A 21,168-nucleotide genomic window follows, 5' to 3' on the forward strand; every position below is an offset into this window, starting at 1 on the left:
GTTATAGTCCCAATACCATGCTAATCGCTTTGACCAATTTGTCATCGCTAAAAGGTTTGACCATCCAGCCTGTAACGCCGATGGCTTTACCGCGAGCTTTCATCTCAGGAGAACTTTCTGTTGTTAAAATTAAAATAGGTCGATTTTTAAATTTATCATGGGCTTTTAATTCAGACGCAAGATCAAGTCCACTCATTTGCGCCATGTTGATGTCACTGATTAAAAGATCATAATCTTCGCTTCCCCTCAAAAGGGCATCGCGTAATTCAGCAGGATTGAGATACGTAGCAAGCTGAATAATTCCTTTGTTAACCATCTCCTCAAGCGCCATCTGCGCTGTTGCAAGAATCGTCTTGGAATCATCCACTAAAATGACTCGTTTACTCACATCATCTCCTTGTTAATTATTGATATGCATCGTACCATAAATATAATACGGTCACATTACGGTCATATTCGCTTTACCTGAAAATATAATTTAAAGAATATTAAAAAAGTGTTAATACCGACGAAGAAAGGGTACTAAATAAGGAATCAATTTTGCTTAGATTCGTTAAGCAAAGGAGGAATCATGAAACTGCATCTCAAATCGGATAGCATTACCATTCACGTTGCAGAGAACTCTTCACACTATTTACATGTAAGCCATATTTTGACGCATATACTCGGTCGATCCTTTTGGGTCAATGATACTCTTATTAACTTCGTTACACCTCAAAACAGTGAACAACGTCAAGCATTTCTAACCTCGTTATACTACGCCTGTGCCCTTAGCTCCAAAACCCACAATGCCTCATTCTTAGAAAAGCTCCTACACGCTTCCCAAAAACCCATTCGGCTTGTCAAAAAAAGGTTGATTCGCCCTTTCAAAGAGGTACCAATAGATCCTTATGGCTTGCTCAACGCTAAGAAGACAGAGAGTCTAGCCTCCATTCGCAAAAAATACCTCACCCTTGCAAAGCTGTTCCACCCCGATACCATCGCCCAAGAAGATGCAACAACCGTGAAAGCATCCACAACAAAATTTCAACAGATTCATGAAGCGTATGAGAGCATAAAAGCAGAAAAAACAAAAAAGATCGCCGCGTAAGAGCTTTTCTTAAGCTACGCTTGGTTAGAATCTCATTTCCACTTTATGTGGGGCATTAGCTCAGCTGGGAGAGCGCGACGCTGGCAGCGTCGAGGTCAGCGGTTCGATCCCGCTATGCTCCACCATTCTTCAAGCCATTTTCTCAAATGTACCACGATGTGTATCCTCAGAAAAATGAAGCACCTTTCAAACCATATCCTAATCTCATTAACAGTCTTTTGTATCTTTTAAGTTTACTGACTATTTCTAAATCTCTATAAGAAGGAGACATTCTCTGCTTTTCGACTACTTATTGCGCGTCTTCATTGCCCCAAAAATTTCTTCTAATCATCATATCCTTGAAAGGAAACTTAATTCAGCTTCTCTGCTTTTCGACTACTTATTGCGCGTCTTCATTGCCCCAAAAATTTCTTCTAATCATCATATCCTTGAAAGGAAACTTAATTCTTGTCAGACGAAGTGCTAAACTCGTCAGTTGAAAATGTAATTTGAACGTTGCATTTTGATTTAAAACCTTAAGAAACCAAGTTAAATTGGTTAAACTCCATTTTCAAATTTCTGGAAAGGAGTTGAGTGTTAAAAAAAGGTGAAATTAAAATGATAAAGAAGTTTTTAGCTGAGGGTTTGAGTAAGAGTGCCATTGCACGAAAGTTAGGTATTTCAAGAGATACCGTAAGGCGTTACGCCAATCTTCCTGATGATTATGTTCCTCATATTAATCGACCTCCTGTCATCAATAGTGTTGATCCTTATCTACCGCATATTGCCAAGATGTTAGAGATGGCAGAAGCGACGAAAAGTGAAATCCCTTTAACGGTTATTTATGAAGAGATTAAGAAGCTAGGCTATGAGGGAAGTTTGCGTTGGTTGCAGCAAGTTATCCAAAGATATGAGTTAAGAAGTCGAGCCAAATTGGATGAACCTATCATTCGCTTTGAAACCAAACCTGCCCAACAGATGCAAGTCGATTGGATAGAGTTTCCAAAGGATAATTTATCAGCATTTGTGGCAACGATGGGATATTCTAGGGCTTCGTATGTGGAATATGTCAATAATGAGAAGATAGAGACGCTCATTGGATGCCATATGAATGCCTTTAGCTACTTTGGAGGTGTTCCAACGGAGTGTTTGTATGACAATATGAAAACGGTTATTTTAGGACGGAATAGTTATGGCAGAGGCAAACATAAACTCAATCCACTCTTTGAGGACTTTGCCAAACACTGTGGCTTTAGCATCAAAGTCTGCAAACCCTACCGTGCCAAGACCAAAGGAAAAGTAGAGAGATTTAACCATTATCTACGGTATAACTTTCATAATGGATTGATAGTGAGACTTTCTATGAAGCATTATGCATTAACGCTGGATAATGCGAATGCAGAAGTGCTCAAATGGTTGGATAATACCGCCAATAAACGCATCCACCAAACAACATTACAGATACCATTTGAATTATTAGCACAAGAGCAGCTGCAACTGCGTCCTGTGCCTAAAGCCTATCAAGGAATCCACCCTAAAGCTTTGATTGAAAGTGTAGCTAAAAAATATACGCCAATCAATTCATACCATGACATCGATAAGCTCTACATTCCCCATCGTGACATTCAATGCTACGATGAGTTTATCCCGATCGTTGCCAATATTATTCTTCCAGTTGGATTATACGGTGGTGCATTATGGAATTAATTGTATCCATTGAAGCACTCTGTAAAGAGCTGAATCTCTCCACCATTAGTACACACTATCATGAGATAGCAACAACAGCAGCCAAAGAGAATTGGCAGTATGTTCAGTTCCTTGAGGAACTCTTACGCCAAGAGGTGGATAATCGCTTAGGACGCTCCAAAAACACATTGACAAAGCTTGCAGGCTTCCCCGTTATTAAAACCCTAGAGCAATTTGATTACACTTTCTCAGTAGGCGTAAACAGAAAACAGATTGAAGAGTTATCCAATCTCACCTTTGTAAAGAAGCATGAGAATATCATCCTCTTAGGTGAAAGCGGTGTGGGTAAAACCCATCTGGCTATTGCTCTAGCATTAAGAGCTGTACAACATCGCTACAAAGTGAGATTTACCACCATCAGTGAACTCTTAAGCAGTGCCAATAGAGCTAAAAAAGAGAAAAAATACGATAGCTTTCTCAAATCCATCACAAGCCCATCGGTTCTTGTTATCGATGAGATTGGATACTTTAATATGAGTAAAGAAGAAGCTAATCACTTTTTTCAAATTATCTCTAAACGCTATGAAAAAAGCTCCACCATCTTTACATCAAATTTGGTATTCAGTAAATGGGTTCAAGTATTTGCAGGGGATAAAATCGTTACAACAGCTATTTTAGATAGAGTATTACATCACTCACATATCATCAATATTCAAGGAGACAGTTACCGACTTAAAGAGAAAAAACTAACAGGAGTTTTACACTCAGAAATCTATAAGTTTGAAGCTAAATCTTCAAACCTAGAAGGTCAAAATTCAGAGGTGGTTTAAGTTTCAATTCGCAACTTTCTTACATTAAAAACTGACGACTTCTGCGCTTCGCTTGACAGCAATGTTGTTTCCATCTAATTTAGCATGACTTATAAACACTTTTTGTTGCTTATCCGTCAAACACTTACAAATGAAATGAGCCAAATTTAAAATCATTGTGTCTAACACATTTTTTGAATCATAAAGTGAACAAGATTTATCATAAAATAGGGGCAATGTTGTTTCCATCTAATTTAGCATGACTTATAAACACTTTTTGTTGCTTATCCGTCAAACACTTACAAATGAAATGAGCCAAATTTAAAATCATTGTGTCTAACACATTTTTTGAATCATAAAGTTGAACAAGATTTTTATCATTAAAATATGTGCTTAATTTATATGCATTTTTTGATATGGCAAAAGATACGATAGAAAGCTCTTCATTAGAAGTAATACAACTCAAATCATTAGTTTTATTATCAAGAACAAGCTTATCATCAATCAAAATCACAACAACATTTTTTTCATATGAATCTTTATTAATATTAATGCTATTGCTATCATAAAAAAAGACAGGAATATTTATACCTCTGTTGAGCCAGTCTTCTAAATCTTTACAAAAAGTTGAGTAAATTATTTCATTGTATTGTTCCCTATTTTCAAAATTTTTATGTGAAATTACAGATATGGCTAGGGGTGCTTTCTGATTCATGATAATTAGTCCTCGTATATTTTTATGCTTACAACTCCATAATCTTCTCGCATATCTCTTTTATCTCCATCTCATGGCTTTCTGCCTGTATTGTTTTTCATAGGATGAAATGCCTCTAAGATCTCTTTGCAACGGTTTTTATCTTGGCTTTTGAATACTTCACTCAATGTTTTCAATATAGCTATGAAAAATAGTAAGTAATATTCTAAAATTAAGGTTTTAATGTGAGTAAAATGTATTTGAGGTTTTAAATTGCACGAGCGAATGCCTGCGCGTGAGAGGGTATCTAAATCGTTAAAGCCAAAATGCGTGTCCGAAAAATGAATCAGTTTCACGGTGCTTCTTTGTGATTAATAGTTAGGCTTTTTTCACAATCCATGAAAGAAGTCTATTCAATTATAGCCAAATATTATTACAGGCTAGAAGAAAATTATGATAAAAAAAGAAGGATGTGGGGAGTTTAGAAAAAAGGAAACGCTCGAACCGGGCAATTCGAGCGTTTTGTATGAAAAATTGGTACATTATTCACAAAAAGGAGGTTTTTGTCTTGGTAATGAAAGTATAGGCTTCTTGTCTAAACAAGAGATGAACCATTGGTAAATAGATCCTAAATGGTGCACATTTCTTGCTTCTTATTCTTTTTATGACCTGCGAAGGAGTATACTTATTTCGAGTATTTGTTTTAAGGAGTTATAGCAGATGAAAGAGCCTTCACATACGATCATCACGATCAGTCGCCAAATTGGAAGTGGTGGTGCGTTTATCGGACAGAAATTGGCAAAAGAACTGGGCATGAGTTATGTTGATCGAGAGATCATCACGCAAGCGGCGAAAGAGTTTTCTCTTGTAGAGGAAGACCTTGAATCTTTGGATGAAAAAACCCCTTCATTTTGGCAATGCTTCTTTCAATCAAGCATTTGCAGTCCTGACGTTTACCTTCCACCGCAACTCTTTGTACCAACGGAAGAGGCGATTTTTAAAGTTGAGACCAAGATTATCAAACAAATTGCAAAAGATCGCTCTGCTATTATCATCGGGCGATGTGGCTCACACATCTTGCGTGACAATCCCAATCACCTGAGTATTTTTTTACATGCAGACGCTGCTTTTCGCAAAAAACGTATCGAAGAGCTTTACAAGGTTTCGAGAAAAGAAGCGGAGAGAATGATCGAGCAAAGCGATGGTGAGCGAGCGCGTTACCATCAGCTCTTAGTAGAAAAACCGTGGAGTGATGCAAGCCAGTACGATCTGTGCGTCAACACATCAAAAATAGGGATTGACAGCGCCATTGCGCTGATTCGCCAGACGATAGAGCGTTACCAAAACCGCTAAAAGAGGGGCTTATGCCTCTTTTGGCTTTGGTTTGCGTATTCGTTTAGGCTTCGTTTCAGAGGCAACGACTGTTTCACTCGTACTTTCAGCTTTGTGTGCCACTTTGACACTGCTTTTTTTAGACGGCTGATAAAGCATGTGGTGCCAGAGTGAAAAACCAACAAGCGCCACACCTGCACCAATGTGAAGATTTTTCATAATCTTAGACTTCATCCCAAAAGAGGTACCGATCACAATTGCCATTGAAGCGGTCATACCGATCTTTGCGACCTCTTTTTTTGTATCTAAGTCCCACGTTTTAAAGCTTGGTAGTTTTAGCTCTTTTTTTGTCAAATTTTCTTTTTGCATTTTTTCCTGTCTCATACGTTAACGCCAAGGTTAAAACCGCGGCAATTCCAAGGGGAAAGAGAAGAGGCATGTAAATCCTTTTATGATATAAGTTATCATAATTATATGACCCCTCCCCTAAGACTTAGCTTAGCTTTTTTCGATACGAATTTTTTGCATGGAATTGAGTAATAATCCAATCGTCGTTCCATTATGCAAAAAGGCTGTTTTTACAGGACTGAGTAAGCCCACCGCCGCACCCATTAAGATAAAACTATTGATGCCAACGGTAGCGTTAAAGTTACTCTGAATGCGCGCCATCGTTTTATTCGCCAAGATTTTGGCTTCCACAACCGCATCGATGTCATCTTTGAGCAAGCTAATATCTGCCGTTGCTTTGGCGATGTCAGCGCCTTTGTACATGCTAATGCCTACATTGGCGTTCATAAGTGCGGGGGCGTCATTGATGCCATCGCCTATAAACGCGACATGCTTGCCACTCTCTTTGAGCGCTTGCACGATGTTGGATTTATCGGTCGGTAGCAGTCTTGCATACACCGTGTCAATGCCCAGCTCTTTGGCTAAGGCTTGCGCTTTATCTTCCACGTCACCTGTAAGCATAACGATCTCTTTTGCCCCTAATTTTCTTAGTTTCAAAAGGGCTTCTTTGGCATTGGCGCGTACACGATCAACCATACCAATGGTGCCTAAAAGCTTGTTATCATACGCGATATAGAGCAAAATTTTGCCATTTTCCAAACACTTTTCGATCTTAGCTTCGTGTTCGCTAAAAGAGACCTGCTCATCTTCTTCCAAGAAGTGACGACTTCCGATGATCGCCTCTTTGCCGTTGATCTGTGTGCGAACGCCGTGCGCTACGATAAACTCAACCTCTTCATGGTGCATGTGCACAAATCCACGCTCTTTCGCCGCTTTGACGACGGCTTCAGCGACAGGGTGGAAATAGTGCTCTTCGGCACTTGCCGTGAGATTTAAAATCGCATCTTTACTCCACGCTTTATCGAACGAATAAATCTCGACCACTTCGAGCTCACCGTGCGTCAGCGTGCCCGTTTTATCGAAAATAAACGTATCGACATGCGAAAGCGCTTCGAGTGCTTTTGCCCCTTTGATGAGGATGCCATGATGCCCTGCAATGGAGAGCGAATTTTTAAACGCAACGGGTGTGGCGAGTTTGAGCGCACACGAGTAGTCTGCTTGCAAAACTGCCGCAACACTTGCCATATCACGACGTATCAGATACGAAAGTCCTGCCATTCCTAAGGTAATGGGAACGAGTTTATCGGCTAAGTGCGTGGCTTTAAGACCAATGGCTGACTTTTCATCGAGGGAGCTTTTGATGTAGTGTCTGATGCGTTGCGTTGCCGTGTCATCGCCTACTTGCTCCGCCCAGATGCGAATACGCCCTGCTTCGACAATGGTACCTGAGATAACCCGTCCACCGCGCTCTTTTTTCACAGGCTCTGCTTCGCCCGTCATCGAAACTTGATTGATCGACGCGGTTCCATCGATGATATGCCCATCAATCGGAATCGTATCTCCAGCACCTACAATGACGATGTCGCCGACTTTAACCTCAGAGGTACTGATACGTTTTTCCGTGCATTTCCCGTTCTCTTCAACTTCGACCCACGCCTCGTCCACATTAGGTTTGGCGAGTTCTTTGATGAGATCATCGCTTTTGTGTACCGTGGTCTCTTCGATGTATTCACCGATTTCAAGCATCAGATTCGTACTATTGGCCGCGGCGTAATCACGACGGGCTAAAGAGACACCGACCGCCATCGCTTCGAGGACTTTAGAGGTTAACCCTTCGCTAAAAAGCTCAATCATTCCCTCTTTTAAAAGGGGTAAACTTGCAAGGGTACTCACGGCTAACTTAATCTTGGGCTGAGGAATGAATGGCTGAAAGGCTAGTGCCATACTTGAGCGCACAATGCCTTTGAGGCTTGGACCCTCGTCGTGGTCATTAAAACACGCGTTTATCGAGGCATCACAGATTTGATATTTTGAAATATCAATCGTTTGAAGGTGTGCTAAAAGCGCTTCGGCGTTCAGGTTTTCACCCTCAAAAACAACCGAGCCAATTTTAGAATTGATACGAACCTCACGCACACCCGCGATGACCTTCAAATCCGTGGTAAGACTATGCGTATTGATCTGCTTAAGCGCAGGAGTTACATAACGCAGTCGCTGGGACGTTTGGTGAATCAGGCGTGTTTTGTGCATAAAGTTACGCTTCTTTAGCCGCTAACTCAGCTTTAGCATCTTCAAAACGCTCTTTCATCTCTTCGATGCCTGCTTGGAACATTTCAGTGCCTTTGGCAATCGTTTTGAAAAGATTTTTTTGCGCTTTTTCATTGGTCAATACATACGCACCTACTGCTCCAATCAGTGCGCCGATCACGAACTGTTTGGTGTTAAAGGCGCCAAAAAAATGCTCAGGATTGCTCAACATTCCGCCATCATTTTTAGCTTCGTTGGCGGCTTCGCTTCCGATGTAAGGGTTTTTGTCCAGTGAATTTAATAGCTCCATTAGTTCGCTTCCTCTTCTGTAATTAGTGCATCCATGATGTGTGTGCATGCACATGATTTGCTGTAAAGTTTTTCAACACCGTAAATACCTGCAACGCCGACCGATAAAGCGCCTAAAAGCCCTACCCAGCTGCTTCTTCCAAGCGCATTGGCAGCTGCAATCGCACTGCCTGTAGCGATGCCACCTTGAACGGTGAGTTTGAGGCTCTGTTTAATCGCATCTTCTTTGCTCAGCTCTGCTTGTTTATATTTGCTGTACGAAAGGGCGGTTGCAACCATACCAGCCGCCAACGCACCACTAATGACATGCCCACTAACACTACGAGGCGTTCCTGTATTAATCGCGATTTTAGGCGTCATTTTGCCTCCTCTTTTGTCGTTACATGTAAAGCTTTTTTAGACTTGATACACTCAATGGTTCCATCCACACTTTTCTTCACTTCTTCAGCGACCTCTTTAGCTTTACAGACACCTTGCTCGATGCCCTCTTTAAGCTCTTTTTTCTTACTAAATGCGATAACGGCTGCGGCACCTGCAAGGGCACCTACGATAAATGGCAACATTGTTTTCTCCTTAAATTGATCTTTCAAAGCTTAGGCTTCTGGTTTTTCATCTTCTGTCGTGGTCTCTTCATCAGGGGCGATGATGCCGCCGAGTACACTTGCTCCCACAGCGCCGATGAGGGCTCCTGCGATAAACGAAAAATTGGTGCTTAAGAGCTTAGTGATCTCCTCTTGGTTGATCTCACCTTTGGCAATTTTTTGTGCCATTTGGCTGAGTTCGCCCCATTGTCCCATCATGCCTTCAAGTGCCGCCATCGACTCTGGTGCAGCAGTGGAGGAAGCATAGGATGTCACGGCGTTTCGAAACGCGGGTAAATGGTTATTGTATGAAGCGGCTTGAAGCCTGTAAAAAACATCTTGAACCTCTGGATATTCGTTTACATGTAAAAGAAGTTCATCGTAAAGCTGGATATTTTGAATCTCTGCGGCGACACCTAGTTCATAACATTCACGAAGGGTGCTAGGAAGCGTAATCCTCTCTGGCACAGTAGTCGTAAGTGCGATGTTATGCGCCGATGCAACGGCTAAAAGGGCTTTTTGGTGGGTCTGTTCGGCTTGAATGATATTGACAAAAGGTGTAACAGCGCCAAATTTTTCAATGACCGCACTGTACGTCTCATACGCTTTGACTTCATCATCAAACGCGCGTTGTAGCGCCTCTTCTAGCGCTTTGTTTTCGTGCACGGGTGGGGTTACTTTCATATCAGACAATCTCCTTTGCGAGTTGGTCTATGATCGTTATAATTTCATCGAGCTTTTCGCCTTTGACTAAATTTTCCCACAAATGATCGGGAAAAATAGCGGAGTCATACTCGATCGTTAAAGAGCCAATCATTTTGTTAATCTTAATCGATTTGATGCCATTAATGCGAGCAGGCAATGCTTCGATGTCTTCAATACCGACGTGATGCTTATGCTCTTTAATCTTAGGACTCACGCGCAAACGAATACGCCCTTTGATGTGATGAACAATGGAAAAATAGCTTCCAAGTTCAACAAGTTTTTCTGCTGTAACGTTCATAACTTTCCTTTGATAATTACATTGTAAGGTGGGAAGAATAAATATTAGCTTAATATTTTTTAAGAATTATTATCAATGCCCCAAGCTATGCGGGAAGAGTTTGCCATGATGCCAACGGTATGGGCGATGTGCATCGCTCCTGCCATCACAGGAGAGAGTGCTCCAAAGGCGGCAAATGCAACAGAGGCTAGGTTGGTGGAAGTGCCGATCCAGTAGTTTTGAGCGATTACATGTAAGCTTTGAGAGGAGAGGTCATAGAGCTTGAGAATATCACGAGGGTTACTGTTTGTAATCGCGATATTGGAGACTTCAATGGCGGCTTCACTGCCACCGCTCGCAAAAGAGATCGCGACATCAGACACACTCATCGCAATCGTATCGTTAATGCCATCGCCCACCATCACAACGCGGCGGTATTTGGCTTTGAGCGCTTTGATGACGTCCGCTTTTTCTTCGGGCATCACGTTGGCGTAGATCTCATCAAAACCGTATTTTTCACCAAAAGCATGCGCGACTTTTACTTCATCGCCCGTAAGCAGTACCAGATGTTTAACCCCTCGTGCTTTAAGCCCTTCAAGCATCGCTTGCGTGCCCTCGCGCACCTCGTGTTCAAACGCCATACAGCCTAAGACGTTTGTGCCCACACTCACGTAAACAACCGTTTGCCCCAGTTCCAAATGGCGTTGTGCAACACGGTGCAATGCGGTCACATTAACGCTATTTTGAGTGAGTAATTTGGCATTTCCAACCAAGATCACTGTGCCTTGATGCACCAGTTTTACCCCTAGTCCAGGAAGGATTTCACTTGGCTCTTCATCGTTACATGTAATGCCCAAATGCTTCGCTTCTTTGAGGATGGCTTCTGCGATAGGATGGTGATTGCGCTGTTCTGCGCGTGCTGCGTAAGTGATAAGTTCTTCCAAACTCACCCCTTTGTGTAGATGCGTCTCAACAAGGCGAGGTTGACCGGTGGTGAGTGTGCCTGTTTTATCAAAACAGAACGCTTCACTTTGCGCGACCAGCTCCAAACTCTCGCCCCCTTTGATGAGAATACCCTGCTTCGCACCTCTGGCAATCCCCGCACTAATCGCCGTACTCGCCGCCAAAATCGTTGCGCACGGGCAGGACATGACGATCATCACCGAAAAGGCTCGCAGCCATGAACCTGTCACCAAGAAGGTAGCACCCGTTAAGAACGTTCCTAATTTAAGCAGTTTTGCCGCCAAACGATCGGCGGAGAGTTCACTCGGTGATTTGAGGGCTAAAGAGGCTTCGACTTTGGCGATGACACGGGAGAGATAGGTATTTTCCCCAATGGCACTCACCCGAATGTAGATGCGTCCACGATGCAACAGCGTATTGGCATACACCACATCGCCTTTTTCTTTAAAAGCAGGCTCACTGCGCCCATTGATGGAAGCTTCGTCGATCTCGGCTTTGCCGTCGATGATTTCGCCATCAACGGGAATTTTCTCACCACTTCTAGAAACCACAATATCGCCCTCTTTGATGCTCTCTAAATCCACTTCCAATTCGACATCATCGACTAAAACATACGCTTTTTTCATCTCCAAAGCGATCAAATTGTGAATCTGTCGTTTGGATTTTTCGGCGGTGTACTCTTCTAAAAGCATGCCGCCACGTAAAATATAGATGATCTCAAATGCTGCCATCACTTCGCCCCCAAAGATCGCAGCGATGAGTGAAAATGCCATAAACGATTGAAGCGTAAAACGTTTGGCTTTAACATCGCTGTAAGCTTCTTGAAGCAGTGGAATCGCCGCAAATAAAGCAACGGCGGCAGTTAGAGAAAAAGGGCTAGCCACTACGACGATGCCCAAAAGCGTCTCTTTGATAAACAGGTACAGCGCGTAGCCTGAGAGCACGCCAAAAGTGATGAGTTTGTGTCTCCACGTCTGAGGATGTTTCGCGGCGACTTCACAACGCGAACAGCTGGTACAGGAAGGACAATAGCTCTCTTCTAACACTGTAACCGTCGTTGATGGGGGTAATTTTAAATTGAAGTGATTGGAAATCAGCGCTAAAAGAGCTTCGAGGCTTGTTTGGGTGTGATCATAGACTAAAATCAGTGAACGAGCAAGAGCATTGTGTCGAAATTCTTGAACGAAGGGCTGAAGCAAGGTGAAGAGTTGCGCTTCGTTTGCTGAGCTAAAGTACTCTGATTTGATTCTAACGCGACCTTGAACGTGGCTTTTAATGGCTATTTTGAGCATTGTGGCACCTTTCGCATACACCATACAATGTGAGCGTATGATGGGTTCCTGTAAATTTATGGGAGGCGAGTATTTCGTCTTGTTCCGCTTCGATAGCCGTGTCGCAAAAACGGATGATGGCACCACAGGTGAGGCAGACCAAGTGGTCATGATGCACGGCGCGTTTTAGTTTGTATTTTTTCATCTTTGAAGGGTAGCTCAGCACCGTACTGACCATATCAAGGCTCTCAAAAAACGCCAGAATTTTATAAATGGTGGCAAGCGAAATCCGCATGCACTGCTTCGTGTAAAGCAGCTGATGGATCTGTTCAGCACTCATGTAAACATCGCACTCATAGAGTGCTCGAAGCAGAAGCTCACGTTTTGCCGAATGGCGAATCCCTGCTTTGGCAGTCAGTTTTAAAAAATGGGTGTAAAAGTGTTCAAACGAAGAAGAGCAAAAATTCTCTTGCTCTTCTAAAAGGTTCGCTGACAACCGCTTTCCTTAAAAAGTATAAGCGATGTGCGCTTTAAAAGCATCGTAACTTTGAGCGTTATCATCGTTGTCAATGTTCACGTAGATCAAAGAGGCTTCAAGGTTTTTAACGATCTCATAACCAACGCTTACATCAAGCTCTTTTTCTTTGAATTTTAAACCTGCGTCTTCATACTTGGTTTGACCATACAGTGCAGAGAGTTTGACCCCTTCAAGTTCGTATTCGGCGCGAACATACGGTGTTTTTGCATCGGTTGCAAAGACATAATTTCCCTCTTCAAACGGAGATTGATCGCCAAATGACTCAATGCCACCTGTTCCGTCTTTATCGGTTTTCATGTAACCAAGACCGAGGTTGAATCCTGCAACTTCCACACCTTGTTCCAACTGCATAAAAGAGCCATCTTTGACATCGACCACATCGCTACTTACACTCACATAATGCGCCATCGTTGTGGTTTTGACCTCTTCACTTGGCTCTAGGCTCAGTGTTGCTTTCAAACCATACGCGCTTAAAAGGTCACTCCCGTAATAAAGATACGGATTAAGCTCCAAAGCCTCGATCGGTGTGTATTTGGCTTCGAGCATGTAGATGCCATCATTGCCGTTCATTTTGGTAAAAGATTCCGAAATTTCATCGATGTCAATGACCGCTTGTCTGCGTGCCCATGCCATGCTGAGCACTAAGTTTTCCACCGCAGTGATTTCAGCGCTGACACCATCGACGTAATCCGTTAACCAGTTAAAGTCCACCGCTTGGCGACCCAGAACAAGCGCACCTAAACCTTCGTGCTCCACTTTGATGTACGCTTCAGAAAGTGCGCTGCGATCAGCGATGGCATTTTTGAAATCGTCATCGTTTTTCTCGCTGGTTTTCACACTGCCCCAACCCGAAACACCTAGGCTTACACCATTATAAGGTGCGGTAACAAAACCCACATTCAAATAGCCATTGGAAAAACCATCATCGACGCTGCCGCCTTTACGATCGTTATTAACGCCAAACCAGCCCACGGTTCCTGTAAGTTCACCTTGTGTGAAAACCTCTTCTAAAGTGGTTGCTTCTGCAGCAAAACCCAGTGAACTCCCCAAAACAACCGCCGCGACAATACGTGAAAAATGTATTTTCATCCATGCTCCTTTATGATGATAACTATTATCGAATCATAGCGAAAGGAGCTTAATATTTTATAACATGATACTTATTATCAAATATTTATCTCGGTACTTTGCGTTTGCGATAGCCATAAACTCTATAACCGCTTGTCCCAAGAAAGAGTGCGAAAAACCCAAAGGAGGCGAACCCCATCGTGCGAAATGCTCTCTCTTTTTGCGACGTCGCTACCTTTTGAAAGCCATTTTGTGGAGCAGGTCCCTCTTCCACGACGTCCTGATCACCCACGTAGAGATAAACCCAATAGGACTCCTGCGGAATCTTTACATGTAAAGGTTTCCCCGCCTCTAAAAAGAGCTCTAAAAGCACGCGCTTGTCGATCATAGAGATGAGTGCGACTTTGTTGCCTTCGAGTTTTTTTCCAGAACCTTTCATCTTGCCTTCGATTGCAATCGTGTCGTTTTCAAGAGGCGTGAGCAGAAGAGTAATTCCTTCAATTTTATGCGCCCAAAGGTGTGTCGCTAAAAGCATAATGAACCACAGTTTAATACCCATCAAAGATTCCTTTGCGCTCATAACGGTAAAAAAGCTCTTTTTTATCAACCGCTTTTGCCAACACGAAACAGAGCAAGGCGCTGATTAAAAACATGGCATCCATGCCAAAAAGCGTCCATGCCCCTTTTTCAAAACTATCCCAGATGAAAAACCCACTTTTAAGCCCATGAAACAGCACGGCAAGCACCAAAAGCCACGAGGTCGCTTTCAGCATACGTCCAATGATCGTAACAATGGAGCGCTCAAACACCGTGTAAAAGAGCCAAAACGACCAAAACGCATAAAAAGCACCTCGTATCCACACCTCTTTATCGAAAAGATCAAACGCTAAAAGCCACTGCAAAAAAAGCACCAGCGCACTGCTAGGCAAAATGCCGATCAGCACTGCGATGCTAACACGGTTCGTAAGATCCCCTAGCCACCCTTTTTGATGCAGATTTTTCTCCGCCCACAAAAGATAGCCTGTTGCCAAACAAAACGCTAGCGCGACACCAAAACAGGCTAAAACAATGCGCACGCCTAGCGTCTCATCAGGCACAAAGTGAAGGTAGTAAAAAAGGGAAAGCGCTTGGTTGATGCCATGCATATTTTCCAAACCACGCTTTTCCACCACGGCACCATTTCTCGCATCAAGGGTGATGCTAAGCCGATTGATCCGCCCTGATTGTGCCACACTGTTTTTATCGAACCCACGAAAGCGTACTTTTGCCGCGTCGGTTCCATAATGATAGAGCGTTGCGTTGGTAATCGCTAGGCTTGGATAGTGCTCATTCGCAATGGTTTGAAGCGTTGAAAAAGGAAAGCATAATTGCCTTGGTTTCAGAGCTTTTATAAACGGGTTGTGCAAAGATGATGGGGCTTACGAGTTTGCGCATAGAGCTCTCCTCTTTGCTGCTTGCACTCCAAGCAAAAGGGTGAGAATAAGAGAGCATTAAGCCCAAAAAAGCTCCCGTGCAGGCAAACACAAGCGCGTAAGGAATGATCCCAAGCCCCACGATTTTATGCCACGAAAGCCACCTGCTTTTCCACCCCTCTTTTGGCCTCTTTGTCTGCGTGCGCTTATAAAGGTAGAGCCAAAAACCGCCCAAGGTTAAGAACACGATGCCGATGCTCATGATGCCCATCAGCGGCATACCGATGAGTGGAATCACCACGCCCGTATGCAACTCGTTAAAAAAAGTGGAAATCAAATTCTCCTCTTTGGAGAGTTTGATCACTTCGTTGGTGAGGGGGTTAAGGTAGAGGCTATTTTGAGACTCAGACGAGAGTTTCAAAAGCGGATCGCGAAAGCTTGGAAGGGTGATGTCAACGGGTTTTAAGCCCAAAAGGTGCTGTTTTTCTAACAGCTCGCCCAAAAGAAGATCGATGTTAAACGCATGCTCTGACAAAGGAACAAAATGGCGCGATGGCGACTCCCACACTTTAAGATAGGGCATAAAAAAGGTGAGCGTTCCAAAGTAGGTGCTCATGTAAAAAAGGAAAAGTACCACGAGTCCGATGATCGTGTGCGAGCGGTGTAGGAATTTAAACCGTAGTGTTTTTGAAAGCATGAAAACTCCTACACAAACGCGATAATACAGGCATTGAGCAGTGCCATCAACGCGATTTTGAGCGTTACATGTAAAAGGTTTTTGGAGAAAAGCAACCAAAACCCAAAACCGCACACCAACAGCGGAAAGAGAAACATCGAAGGGAAAATGCGCTCTGCCATATCGCCCCACAAAAGGGCACTTAAGCTCGTACCACACAGGTACGCCAAGCCAAAAGCACCCACAATCGCCAAAACGCCGTGAGCCCAACCGATAACGGTTTTGGGCTCTTGAGATAGACGGCTCATTTTAGAGAATAAGAGCATGATTAAAATTCATACGAGAACGAGAGTTTGATGTTACGTCCAGGTTCATAGTCTGAGAGTGAAACACCACTGAGAAGTCTGTTTTCAGAGGCATGAGAGACGTAAGACTCATCAAAAATATTATCAACTCCTGCGATTAAGGTAAGCCCTTTAACGCTACTTGGTTTCCATTTCACCGCAATATCATGCACATCGTACGCCTCTTTGGTTTGTTGCGCGGCAATATACTGACGCTCTTCTTCCATCACAAATAACGAATCCCACGAGAGTGAAAGGTTTTTCATAAACGCATAATCAAGGTTAACGCTTAAGCTGTCTCCCGGTTCTCTTTGCGTTGAAAGCCCTGTATTTCTAAATTTTGAGTTGGAGTGCGCATAGGTAATTAAAGAGCTAAGAGCGCCTATGTCATACACAAAACTTGCCTCAAAACCTTGAATATCAAGGGTTCCACCGTTGGTCATCTCCGCACTTGTACTGGTCGTCCATGTCGTGATAATGTAGTCATCAATACGTGTATCAAACACTTTGAAGCTAAAGCCAAGGTTTTTGGCACCCAGTGTGTTTTTGTTCTGATATTTAAACCCAACCTCTTTGTTAATGCCCGTTTCTGCTTTAAGACCAGAGTTATCATTGACATACATACGGTTACTCGCTAGCACATCCACCATCTCAACACCTTTGTAAAGTGTTGTGGCACTTGCAATGAGGCTGAACGTGTCGGAAAGAGGATACTCCGCCGCCAAGCCGTAGGTAAATTTACTATCAGAGATTTCGCCATACACGCCATCGTATTGATAGTTGTTGTAACGAATTCCTGGGGTTAAGATAAAGCCATTGCTAAACGTGATGGCATCTTCAACGTAAAGTGCACCCGTTTTGGCTTTCTCGTTTTCACCGTATTGCTCGCCACTCCACTCCACTTCGCTGGTTTGGGTATCGTATAAACCGCCATAGGTAAAGGTGTTATTTAAGCTTCCAAGCGCGATAGAAGACTGTGCTTTGGTGTTGATACCATAGTTTTTAACCACGCCATCCAAGAGTCCTTCATACGGGTTCATGCCAGCAGGTACTGCTCTGACACGTTGGGTGGTTCCATCGCGTTTTTCATAGCGTTGTAACTCATTTTCATTGCTGTAAATCGAGGTTTGTAAAAAGAGATTGTCGCCTAAATCAACTTGATGTTTGAGCGTGATCGTCTCTCTCGTATACTCAGTCGGATAGAGATAATTTCCCGTTGCAAAGAGGTTATACGCTTTGCCAAAATCAGGACGTGGCGCGTAATCGCCTTCGTCTTTGAGTTTATCGTACGAGAGTGTGATACGTTGTGCATCGCTGATGTCATACCCAACTTTAATCAACGTATTGCCAACCTCACCATCGGTTCCAAAACTCTCTTCGCCTCTGCCATCTTCCCACTCATTCTTGTCCACATAGTGATGGTACAGCAAAAGATCAACCTTATCGGTCACTTTGCCATACGCTGCCACGGAGCCACCAAGGCTGTCATTGGAGTTGTAATTGCCCTGAATTCGTGCGCCATACTCTTTGCCATCTTGCAAAAGGTCTTTGCCATCTTTGGTTTCAAACGCAACCGCACCACCCAAACCTCCATTGACAACCGAATTAGTGCCGACTTGCACATCTGCTTTTTTCAAGATGTCAGGGTTGACCAGCAAGTTACCGATGTGATGGAACATATTGACATTGGAAACTTTCGCGCCATCGATGCTAATATCGAGGTTTTCATCCTCCAAACCACGAATCGCAATACGGTTGTTGATCGAGCTGGTTCCTCCCACATCCACACCCGGAAGATCGCGCAAAAGATCGCTTAAGTGATCGGCCTGTTTGGTTTCAATCGAAGAACTTCCAAGATTGAGCGAGGAGCTGCTGACCTGTGTTTCCCACACTTCAACACTCTCTAACTGCTGATCTTCCGCCATAGCAACACTGCATAAAAGCGTGGTTGTGACAAGTGATAACCTTAATGTCTGTTTTATACGGAGCGAATTTAACATACGTAACTTCCTTTTAGTATCTTTTTAAATGATATTTGTTATCATAGTCATAAGAAATCATATCAAAATCTCAATATGAGGAAAATAAACCAAAATGGGCAAGAAAAACGAAGATATTAAGATTTTAGTCGTGGAAGATGAGACTATTTTGGCATTGCAACTCAAAATGAGCCTTCAAAAATTTGGCTATGGCATCAGCGGCGTGGAAGCAACCGCCAATGATGCGATGCGTCACGTCGATACCAATCTGCCCGATATGGTGCTGCTTGACATTCATTTAAAAGGCGAAAAAAGTGGCACGGAGGCGGGGCGTTACATCTGGCAGAATCACCATATTCCTATTATTTATCTTACGTCGTATTGTGACAATGCAACGATCAAAATGGCGATGGATTCGGAGCCATATGGCTATTTGAGCAAGCCCTTTCGTGCCAATGATCTTAAAGCCACACTGCAAGCTGCATGGTACAAACACACCTATTTTCACCCCACGCTAGAGCTTACACGCACCTGCAATCCTCTTGTTAAACTGCCCTGCGACTACATCTTTGATCGCACCAGCGGCGTGCTTACATGTAAAGATCAAAGCGTGAAATTAACAGGCAATGAGATCAAATTTTTCCAAATCTTAAGCGAATCGGCAGGCAATACGGTCAGTTTCGAGCAGATCAGTGCGTACATTTATAGGGAAGAGTCACACGATCTTTCGCGCTTGCGCAACCTTGTCTACCGTTTGCGTCAAAAGATCGATGCGAGCCTTTTGGAAAACGTCTTTGAGGCAGGGTACCGTCTCAATGTTTAACGCCTTTCGCGCCCTTTCTCTTTCGGCGAAATTTAGTCTTGCTTTTAGTAGTATTGTATTTTTCATCCTTGCCGTCATGCTTGCTGTTGTTATTCCAACATGGCAACAAGAGCGCCTTAAGAGTGAGACGAGTACCATTGAGCGTCTTTTAGCCTCAATGGAGAACCAAGTTCGCCTAACAATTCATATCAATTCACTGTACAATACCTCATATTGGGAAAAATTAACGCTGGAAGTTAAAAATAGAATCCATACGTTTAATAGCGCATTAAATTCATTGGATACTCCAAACGAAACGACATTAATGGCACTGTTAGATCGCCATTTTTCTGACTTTACATGTAATGCACTTTTACTGCAAAATGAGCGTGTCATTTACGGCACGCGCGACCTCTTTTTCCCTCAGGCTTTTCGAAATACCCCTTTAACATTGGAGCAGTGGAATATAAACGACAAGACCGTGCGTATCAATATTTGCCCTGCCAATGAAAAAGAATTTTTGTATCTTACCCCACTTCAAAAAAATGGCTATTCTATTGCCATCGTATGTCAAAGTCAAGACTTTTTACAGCAACACAACGATTTTGAAGCCAGCATTGGCACGATCTTAAAACAAAGTTTTCAGCATTTTAAAACAAATCATGCTGGTTTTGCCTATATGATGTGGGTGGATGGAAGCGATAGGATGTGCGACCACAACGCTTCATTGCGCACAAGCGACAATCCTATTGCTAAAAACTTCAATACCGCGTGTTGTGTTAGTAAAACATCGCCCAACGATCAACCGTTAACAGGTCAATTAAAAGCAAGCGATTATCTCAAAGCAGCCAGCGAAAATAAGCCAATCTATCATCGCATACCCAAAACGGACGATCCGAGTGGAAAGCTTTATCCAGCATTTACATGGGTGCGCTACTTTAAAGGCAATCACGCGTATCCATTTATCCTTGCGGCAACCTTGTATGAAGAAGATATTTACAAAGAACTTGACCCTATTATTCTCAAATTTATTCCAGCGATTATTCTGACGTTGATTTCGGCATTTGCCTTGGGATGGCTATTTTTTCATCGATTTACCCTCAAAATTGATCGCCTTTTAAATGTGGCTAAGGCCGTTGAGCAAGGAGAGATTCATAAACGAAGTCATATCAAAGGCGAAGACGACATCGCAACATTGGCTAAAACATTTGATGCGATGCTTGATTCGCTGGAGGAGAACATCCAAACCTTAGATGCCAAAGTTGCGACACGCACTTTGGAGCTTGAAGCGCTTTTGAAAGAAAAAGAGGTGCTCTTAAAAGAGATTCACCACCGTGTGAAAAACAATCTTTCGATCATCATCGCTCTTATGCAACTCAAAGAAAATCAAGCCCAAAGTGAAGAGTCGCAAACGCTCTTACTTGAACTGCAAGAGCGCATCTACGCGATTGAACTTTTGCACCGACAACTCTACCAGTCCACGAGTCTTAAAGAGATCGCGTTTGATGTCTATGTAAGCGGTTTGGTCGAAAATATGCGCCAAACTTACGCGACGGATGAGAAAAAAATTGCTTTACATGTAACCATAGAACCCGTTTGTCTTGGTATCGAGCAAGCACTTTCCTGCGGTCTTTTGATCAATGAATGCGTCACCAACGCGATCAAACACGCCTTTGATGAGAGCGGTGGAGAGATCGAAATTGGCTTTACATGTAAAGAGCACGAATGCACGCTCAGCGTTCATGATACGGGCAGAGGTTTGCCTGAGCATTTTGCGCTTAAAACGGCACAAGGGCTTGGAATGCAGTTGATCGAAGGCATCGCATGTCAACAACTCCAAGGCAAACTGCACTCTGAAAATTCAGACGGAGCGCACTTTGCGATCCGCTTTACGCAAGAGGCTTAGTCATCAAGCGAAGCCTCTTGATGAAACTATTTTTTTTCACCACAACTATTTTTGCCACACCCGCATCCTCTGTTTTTCACCAATTTTCGGTAAAGGTAATAGAGTGCTCCTAAACTAATCGCCACCAATAAAACATCTTCTAACATGCTCTC

General features: G+C 43.1%; 25 protein-coding genes and 1 tRNA gene. 7 read left to right on the forward strand and 19 right to left on the reverse strand.

Features of this window, described 5'->3' with window-relative positions:
- Position 1 precedes the first annotated feature (1 nt).
- Positions 2-388 (reverse strand): response regulator, encoded by a 387-nt coding sequence (locus SMUL_RS13635; protein WP_025345811.1) that lies wholly within the window; start codon positions 386-388, stop codon positions 2-4.
- A gap of 183 nt (positions 389-571) precedes the next feature.
- Between SMUL_RS13635 and SMUL_RS13640 the strand changes: the two genes are divergently transcribed.
- From SMUL_RS13640 to istB, 4 genes are all read left to right on the forward strand, one after another.
- The gene (locus SMUL_RS13640; protein WP_025345812.1) at positions 572-1,090 is read left to right on the forward strand and encodes a J domain-containing protein; all 519 of its coding nucleotides are present in this window, start codon (positions 572-574) and stop codon (positions 1,088-1,090) included.
- 49 nt (positions 1,091-1,139) lie between these two features.
- Positions 1,140-1,215: transfer RNA gene (locus tag SMUL_RS13645), tRNA-Ala, on the forward strand.
- Positions 1,216-1,687: 472 nt separating this feature from the next.
- Positions 1,688-2,776, forward strand: a complete 1,089-nt coding sequence (gene istA, locus SMUL_RS13650; RefSeq protein WP_168156756.1) for an IS21 family transposase — start codon at positions 1,688-1,690, stop codon at positions 2,774-2,776.
- Positions 2,767-3,585: an IS21-like element helper ATPase IstB gene (gene istB / locus SMUL_RS13655; protein WP_025343253.1), complete on the forward strand. Its 819-nt coding sequence runs from the start codon at positions 2,767-2,769 to the stop codon at positions 3,583-3,585. The genes istA and istB overlap by 10 nt, the downstream gene beginning before the upstream one ends.
- A 199-nt stretch (positions 3,586-3,784) precedes the next feature.
- On the opposite strand, the gene SMUL_RS13660 is transcribed toward istB, so the two are convergent.
- Positions 3,785-4,279, reverse strand: coding sequence for a hypothetical protein (locus SMUL_RS13660; RefSeq protein WP_025345813.1), 495 nt, complete (start codon positions 4,277-4,279; stop codon positions 3,785-3,787).
- A gap of 71 nt (positions 4,280-4,350) precedes the next feature.
- On the reverse strand, positions 4,351-4,614 hold the full coding sequence (locus SMUL_RS13665; RefSeq protein WP_025345814.1) for a hypothetical protein: 264 nt from the start codon (positions 4,612-4,614) through the stop codon (positions 4,351-4,353).
- A 364-nt stretch (positions 4,615-4,978) separates the two neighbouring features.
- Between SMUL_RS13665 and SMUL_RS13670 the strand changes: the two genes are divergently transcribed.
- Positions 4,979-5,611, forward strand: coding sequence for a cytidylate kinase-like family protein (locus tag SMUL_RS13670; RefSeq protein WP_025345815.1), 633 nt, complete (start codon positions 4,979-4,981; stop codon positions 5,609-5,611).
- Between the two features lie 9 nt (positions 5,612-5,620).
- Here the strand turns inward: SMUL_RS13670 and SMUL_RS13675 are convergent, their stop codons facing one another.
- The 15 genes from SMUL_RS13675 to SMUL_RS13745 all read right to left on the reverse strand — a co-directional run bounded on the left by SMUL_RS13675 (position 5,621) and on the right by SMUL_RS13745 (position 18,329).
- On the reverse strand, positions 5,621-5,959 hold the full coding sequence (locus SMUL_RS13675) for a hypothetical protein (RefSeq protein ID WP_223809716.1): 339 nt from the start codon (positions 5,957-5,959) through the stop codon (positions 5,621-5,623).
- Between the two features lie 129 nt (positions 5,960-6,088).
- Complete coding sequence (locus SMUL_RS13680) at positions 6,089-8,188, reverse strand: heavy metal translocating P-type ATPase (protein WP_025345817.1); 2,100 nt, start codon at positions 8,186-8,188, stop codon at positions 6,089-6,091.
- A 4-nt stretch (positions 8,189-8,192) separates the two neighbouring features.
- Positions 8,193-8,495, reverse strand: coding sequence for a hypothetical protein (locus tag SMUL_RS13685; protein WP_025345818.1), 303 nt, complete (start codon positions 8,493-8,495; stop codon positions 8,193-8,195).
- A complete protein-coding gene (locus SMUL_RS13690; protein WP_025345819.1) occupies positions 8,495-8,854 on the reverse strand; it encodes a hypothetical protein in 360 nt (119 codons plus the stop codon). The genes SMUL_RS13685 and SMUL_RS13690 overlap by 1 nt, the downstream gene beginning before the upstream one ends.
- The gene (locus tag SMUL_RS13695; protein ID WP_025345820.1) at positions 8,851-9,057 is read right to left on the reverse strand and encodes a hypothetical protein; all 207 of its coding nucleotides are present in this window, start codon (positions 9,055-9,057) and stop codon (positions 8,851-8,853) included. Before SMUL_RS13695 ends, SMUL_RS13690 begins: the two co-directional genes overlap by 4 nt.
- Before the next feature lie 30 nt (positions 9,058-9,087).
- Positions 9,088-9,759, reverse strand: a complete 672-nt coding sequence (locus tag SMUL_RS16805) for a ferritin-like domain-containing protein (RefSeq protein ID WP_051492704.1) — start codon at positions 9,757-9,759, stop codon at positions 9,088-9,090.
- Position 9,760: 1 nt separating this feature from the next.
- Positions 9,761-10,078, reverse strand: a complete 318-nt coding sequence (locus SMUL_RS13705) for an HMA2 domain-containing protein (protein WP_025345822.1) — start codon at positions 10,076-10,078, stop codon at positions 9,761-9,763.
- 59 nt (positions 10,079-10,137) lie between these two features.
- Complete coding sequence (locus SMUL_RS13710) at positions 10,138-12,312, reverse strand: heavy metal translocating P-type ATPase (protein ID WP_025345823.1); 2,175 nt, start codon at positions 12,310-12,312, stop codon at positions 10,138-10,140.
- Positions 12,293-12,787 carry a Fur family transcriptional regulator gene (locus SMUL_RS13715; RefSeq protein ID WP_025345824.1) on the reverse strand — a complete coding sequence of 165 codons (495 nt, stop codon included), beginning with the start codon at positions 12,785-12,787 and terminating at the stop codon, positions 12,293-12,295. Before SMUL_RS13715 ends, SMUL_RS13710 begins: the two co-directional genes overlap by 20 nt.
- Positions 12,788-12,796: 9 nt before the next feature.
- On the reverse strand, positions 12,797-13,918 hold the full coding sequence (locus SMUL_RS13720) for an Opr family porin (protein WP_025345825.1): 1,122 nt from the start codon (positions 13,916-13,918) through the stop codon (positions 12,797-12,799).
- A gap of 85 nt (positions 13,919-14,003) precedes the next feature.
- Positions 14,004-14,456 (reverse strand): hypothetical protein, encoded by a 453-nt coding sequence (locus tag SMUL_RS13725; protein WP_025345826.1) that lies wholly within the window; start codon positions 14,454-14,456, stop codon positions 14,004-14,006.
- On the reverse strand, positions 14,446-15,303 hold the full coding sequence (locus tag SMUL_RS13730) for a PepSY domain-containing protein (protein ID WP_025345827.1): 858 nt from the start codon (positions 15,301-15,303) through the stop codon (positions 14,446-14,448). Before SMUL_RS13730 ends, SMUL_RS13725 begins: the two co-directional genes overlap by 11 nt.
- A complete protein-coding gene (locus SMUL_RS13735; RefSeq protein ID WP_025345828.1) occupies positions 15,224-16,006 on the reverse strand; it encodes a PepSY-associated TM helix domain-containing protein in 783 nt (260 codons plus the stop codon). Before SMUL_RS13735 ends, SMUL_RS13730 begins: the two co-directional genes overlap by 80 nt.
- An 8-nt stretch (positions 16,007-16,014) precedes the next feature.
- Positions 16,015-16,311, reverse strand: a complete 297-nt coding sequence (locus tag SMUL_RS13740) for a hypothetical protein (RefSeq protein ID WP_025345829.1) — start codon at positions 16,309-16,311, stop codon at positions 16,015-16,017.
- Positions 16,312-16,313: 2 nt separating this feature from the next.
- Positions 16,314-18,329 carry a TonB-dependent receptor domain-containing protein gene (locus SMUL_RS13745; RefSeq protein ID WP_051492705.1) on the reverse strand — a complete coding sequence of 672 codons (2,016 nt, stop codon included), beginning with the start codon at positions 18,327-18,329 and terminating at the stop codon, positions 16,314-16,316.
- A gap of 94 nt (positions 18,330-18,423) precedes the next feature.
- Here SMUL_RS13745 and SMUL_RS13750 point away from each other — a divergent pair, with 94 nt between their 5' ends.
- Positions 18,424-19,131, forward strand: a complete 708-nt coding sequence (locus SMUL_RS13750; protein ID WP_025345831.1) for a response regulator — start codon at positions 18,424-18,426, stop codon at positions 19,129-19,131.
- Entirely contained in the window at positions 19,124-21,016 is a 1,893-nt protein-coding gene (locus SMUL_RS16810; RefSeq protein WP_025345832.1) for a sensor histidine kinase, read from the forward strand. The genes SMUL_RS13750 and SMUL_RS16810 overlap by 8 nt, the downstream gene beginning before the upstream one ends.
- A gap of 26 nt (positions 21,017-21,042) precedes the next feature.
- Here SMUL_RS16810 and SMUL_RS17115 read toward each other — a convergent pair whose 3' ends face one another.
- On the reverse strand, positions 21,043-21,162 hold the full coding sequence (locus tag SMUL_RS17115) for a FeoB-associated Cys-rich membrane protein (RefSeq protein ID WP_148295308.1): 120 nt from the start codon (positions 21,160-21,162) through the stop codon (positions 21,043-21,045).
- Between the last annotated feature and the right edge of the window lie 6 nt (positions 21,163-21,168).

Origin of the sequence: Sulfurospirillum multivorans DSM 12446, from assembly GCF_000568815.1 — a bacterium.
Taxonomy (GTDB): domain Bacteria; phylum Campylobacterota; class Campylobacteria; order Campylobacterales; family Sulfurospirillaceae; genus Sulfurospirillum; species Sulfurospirillum multivorans.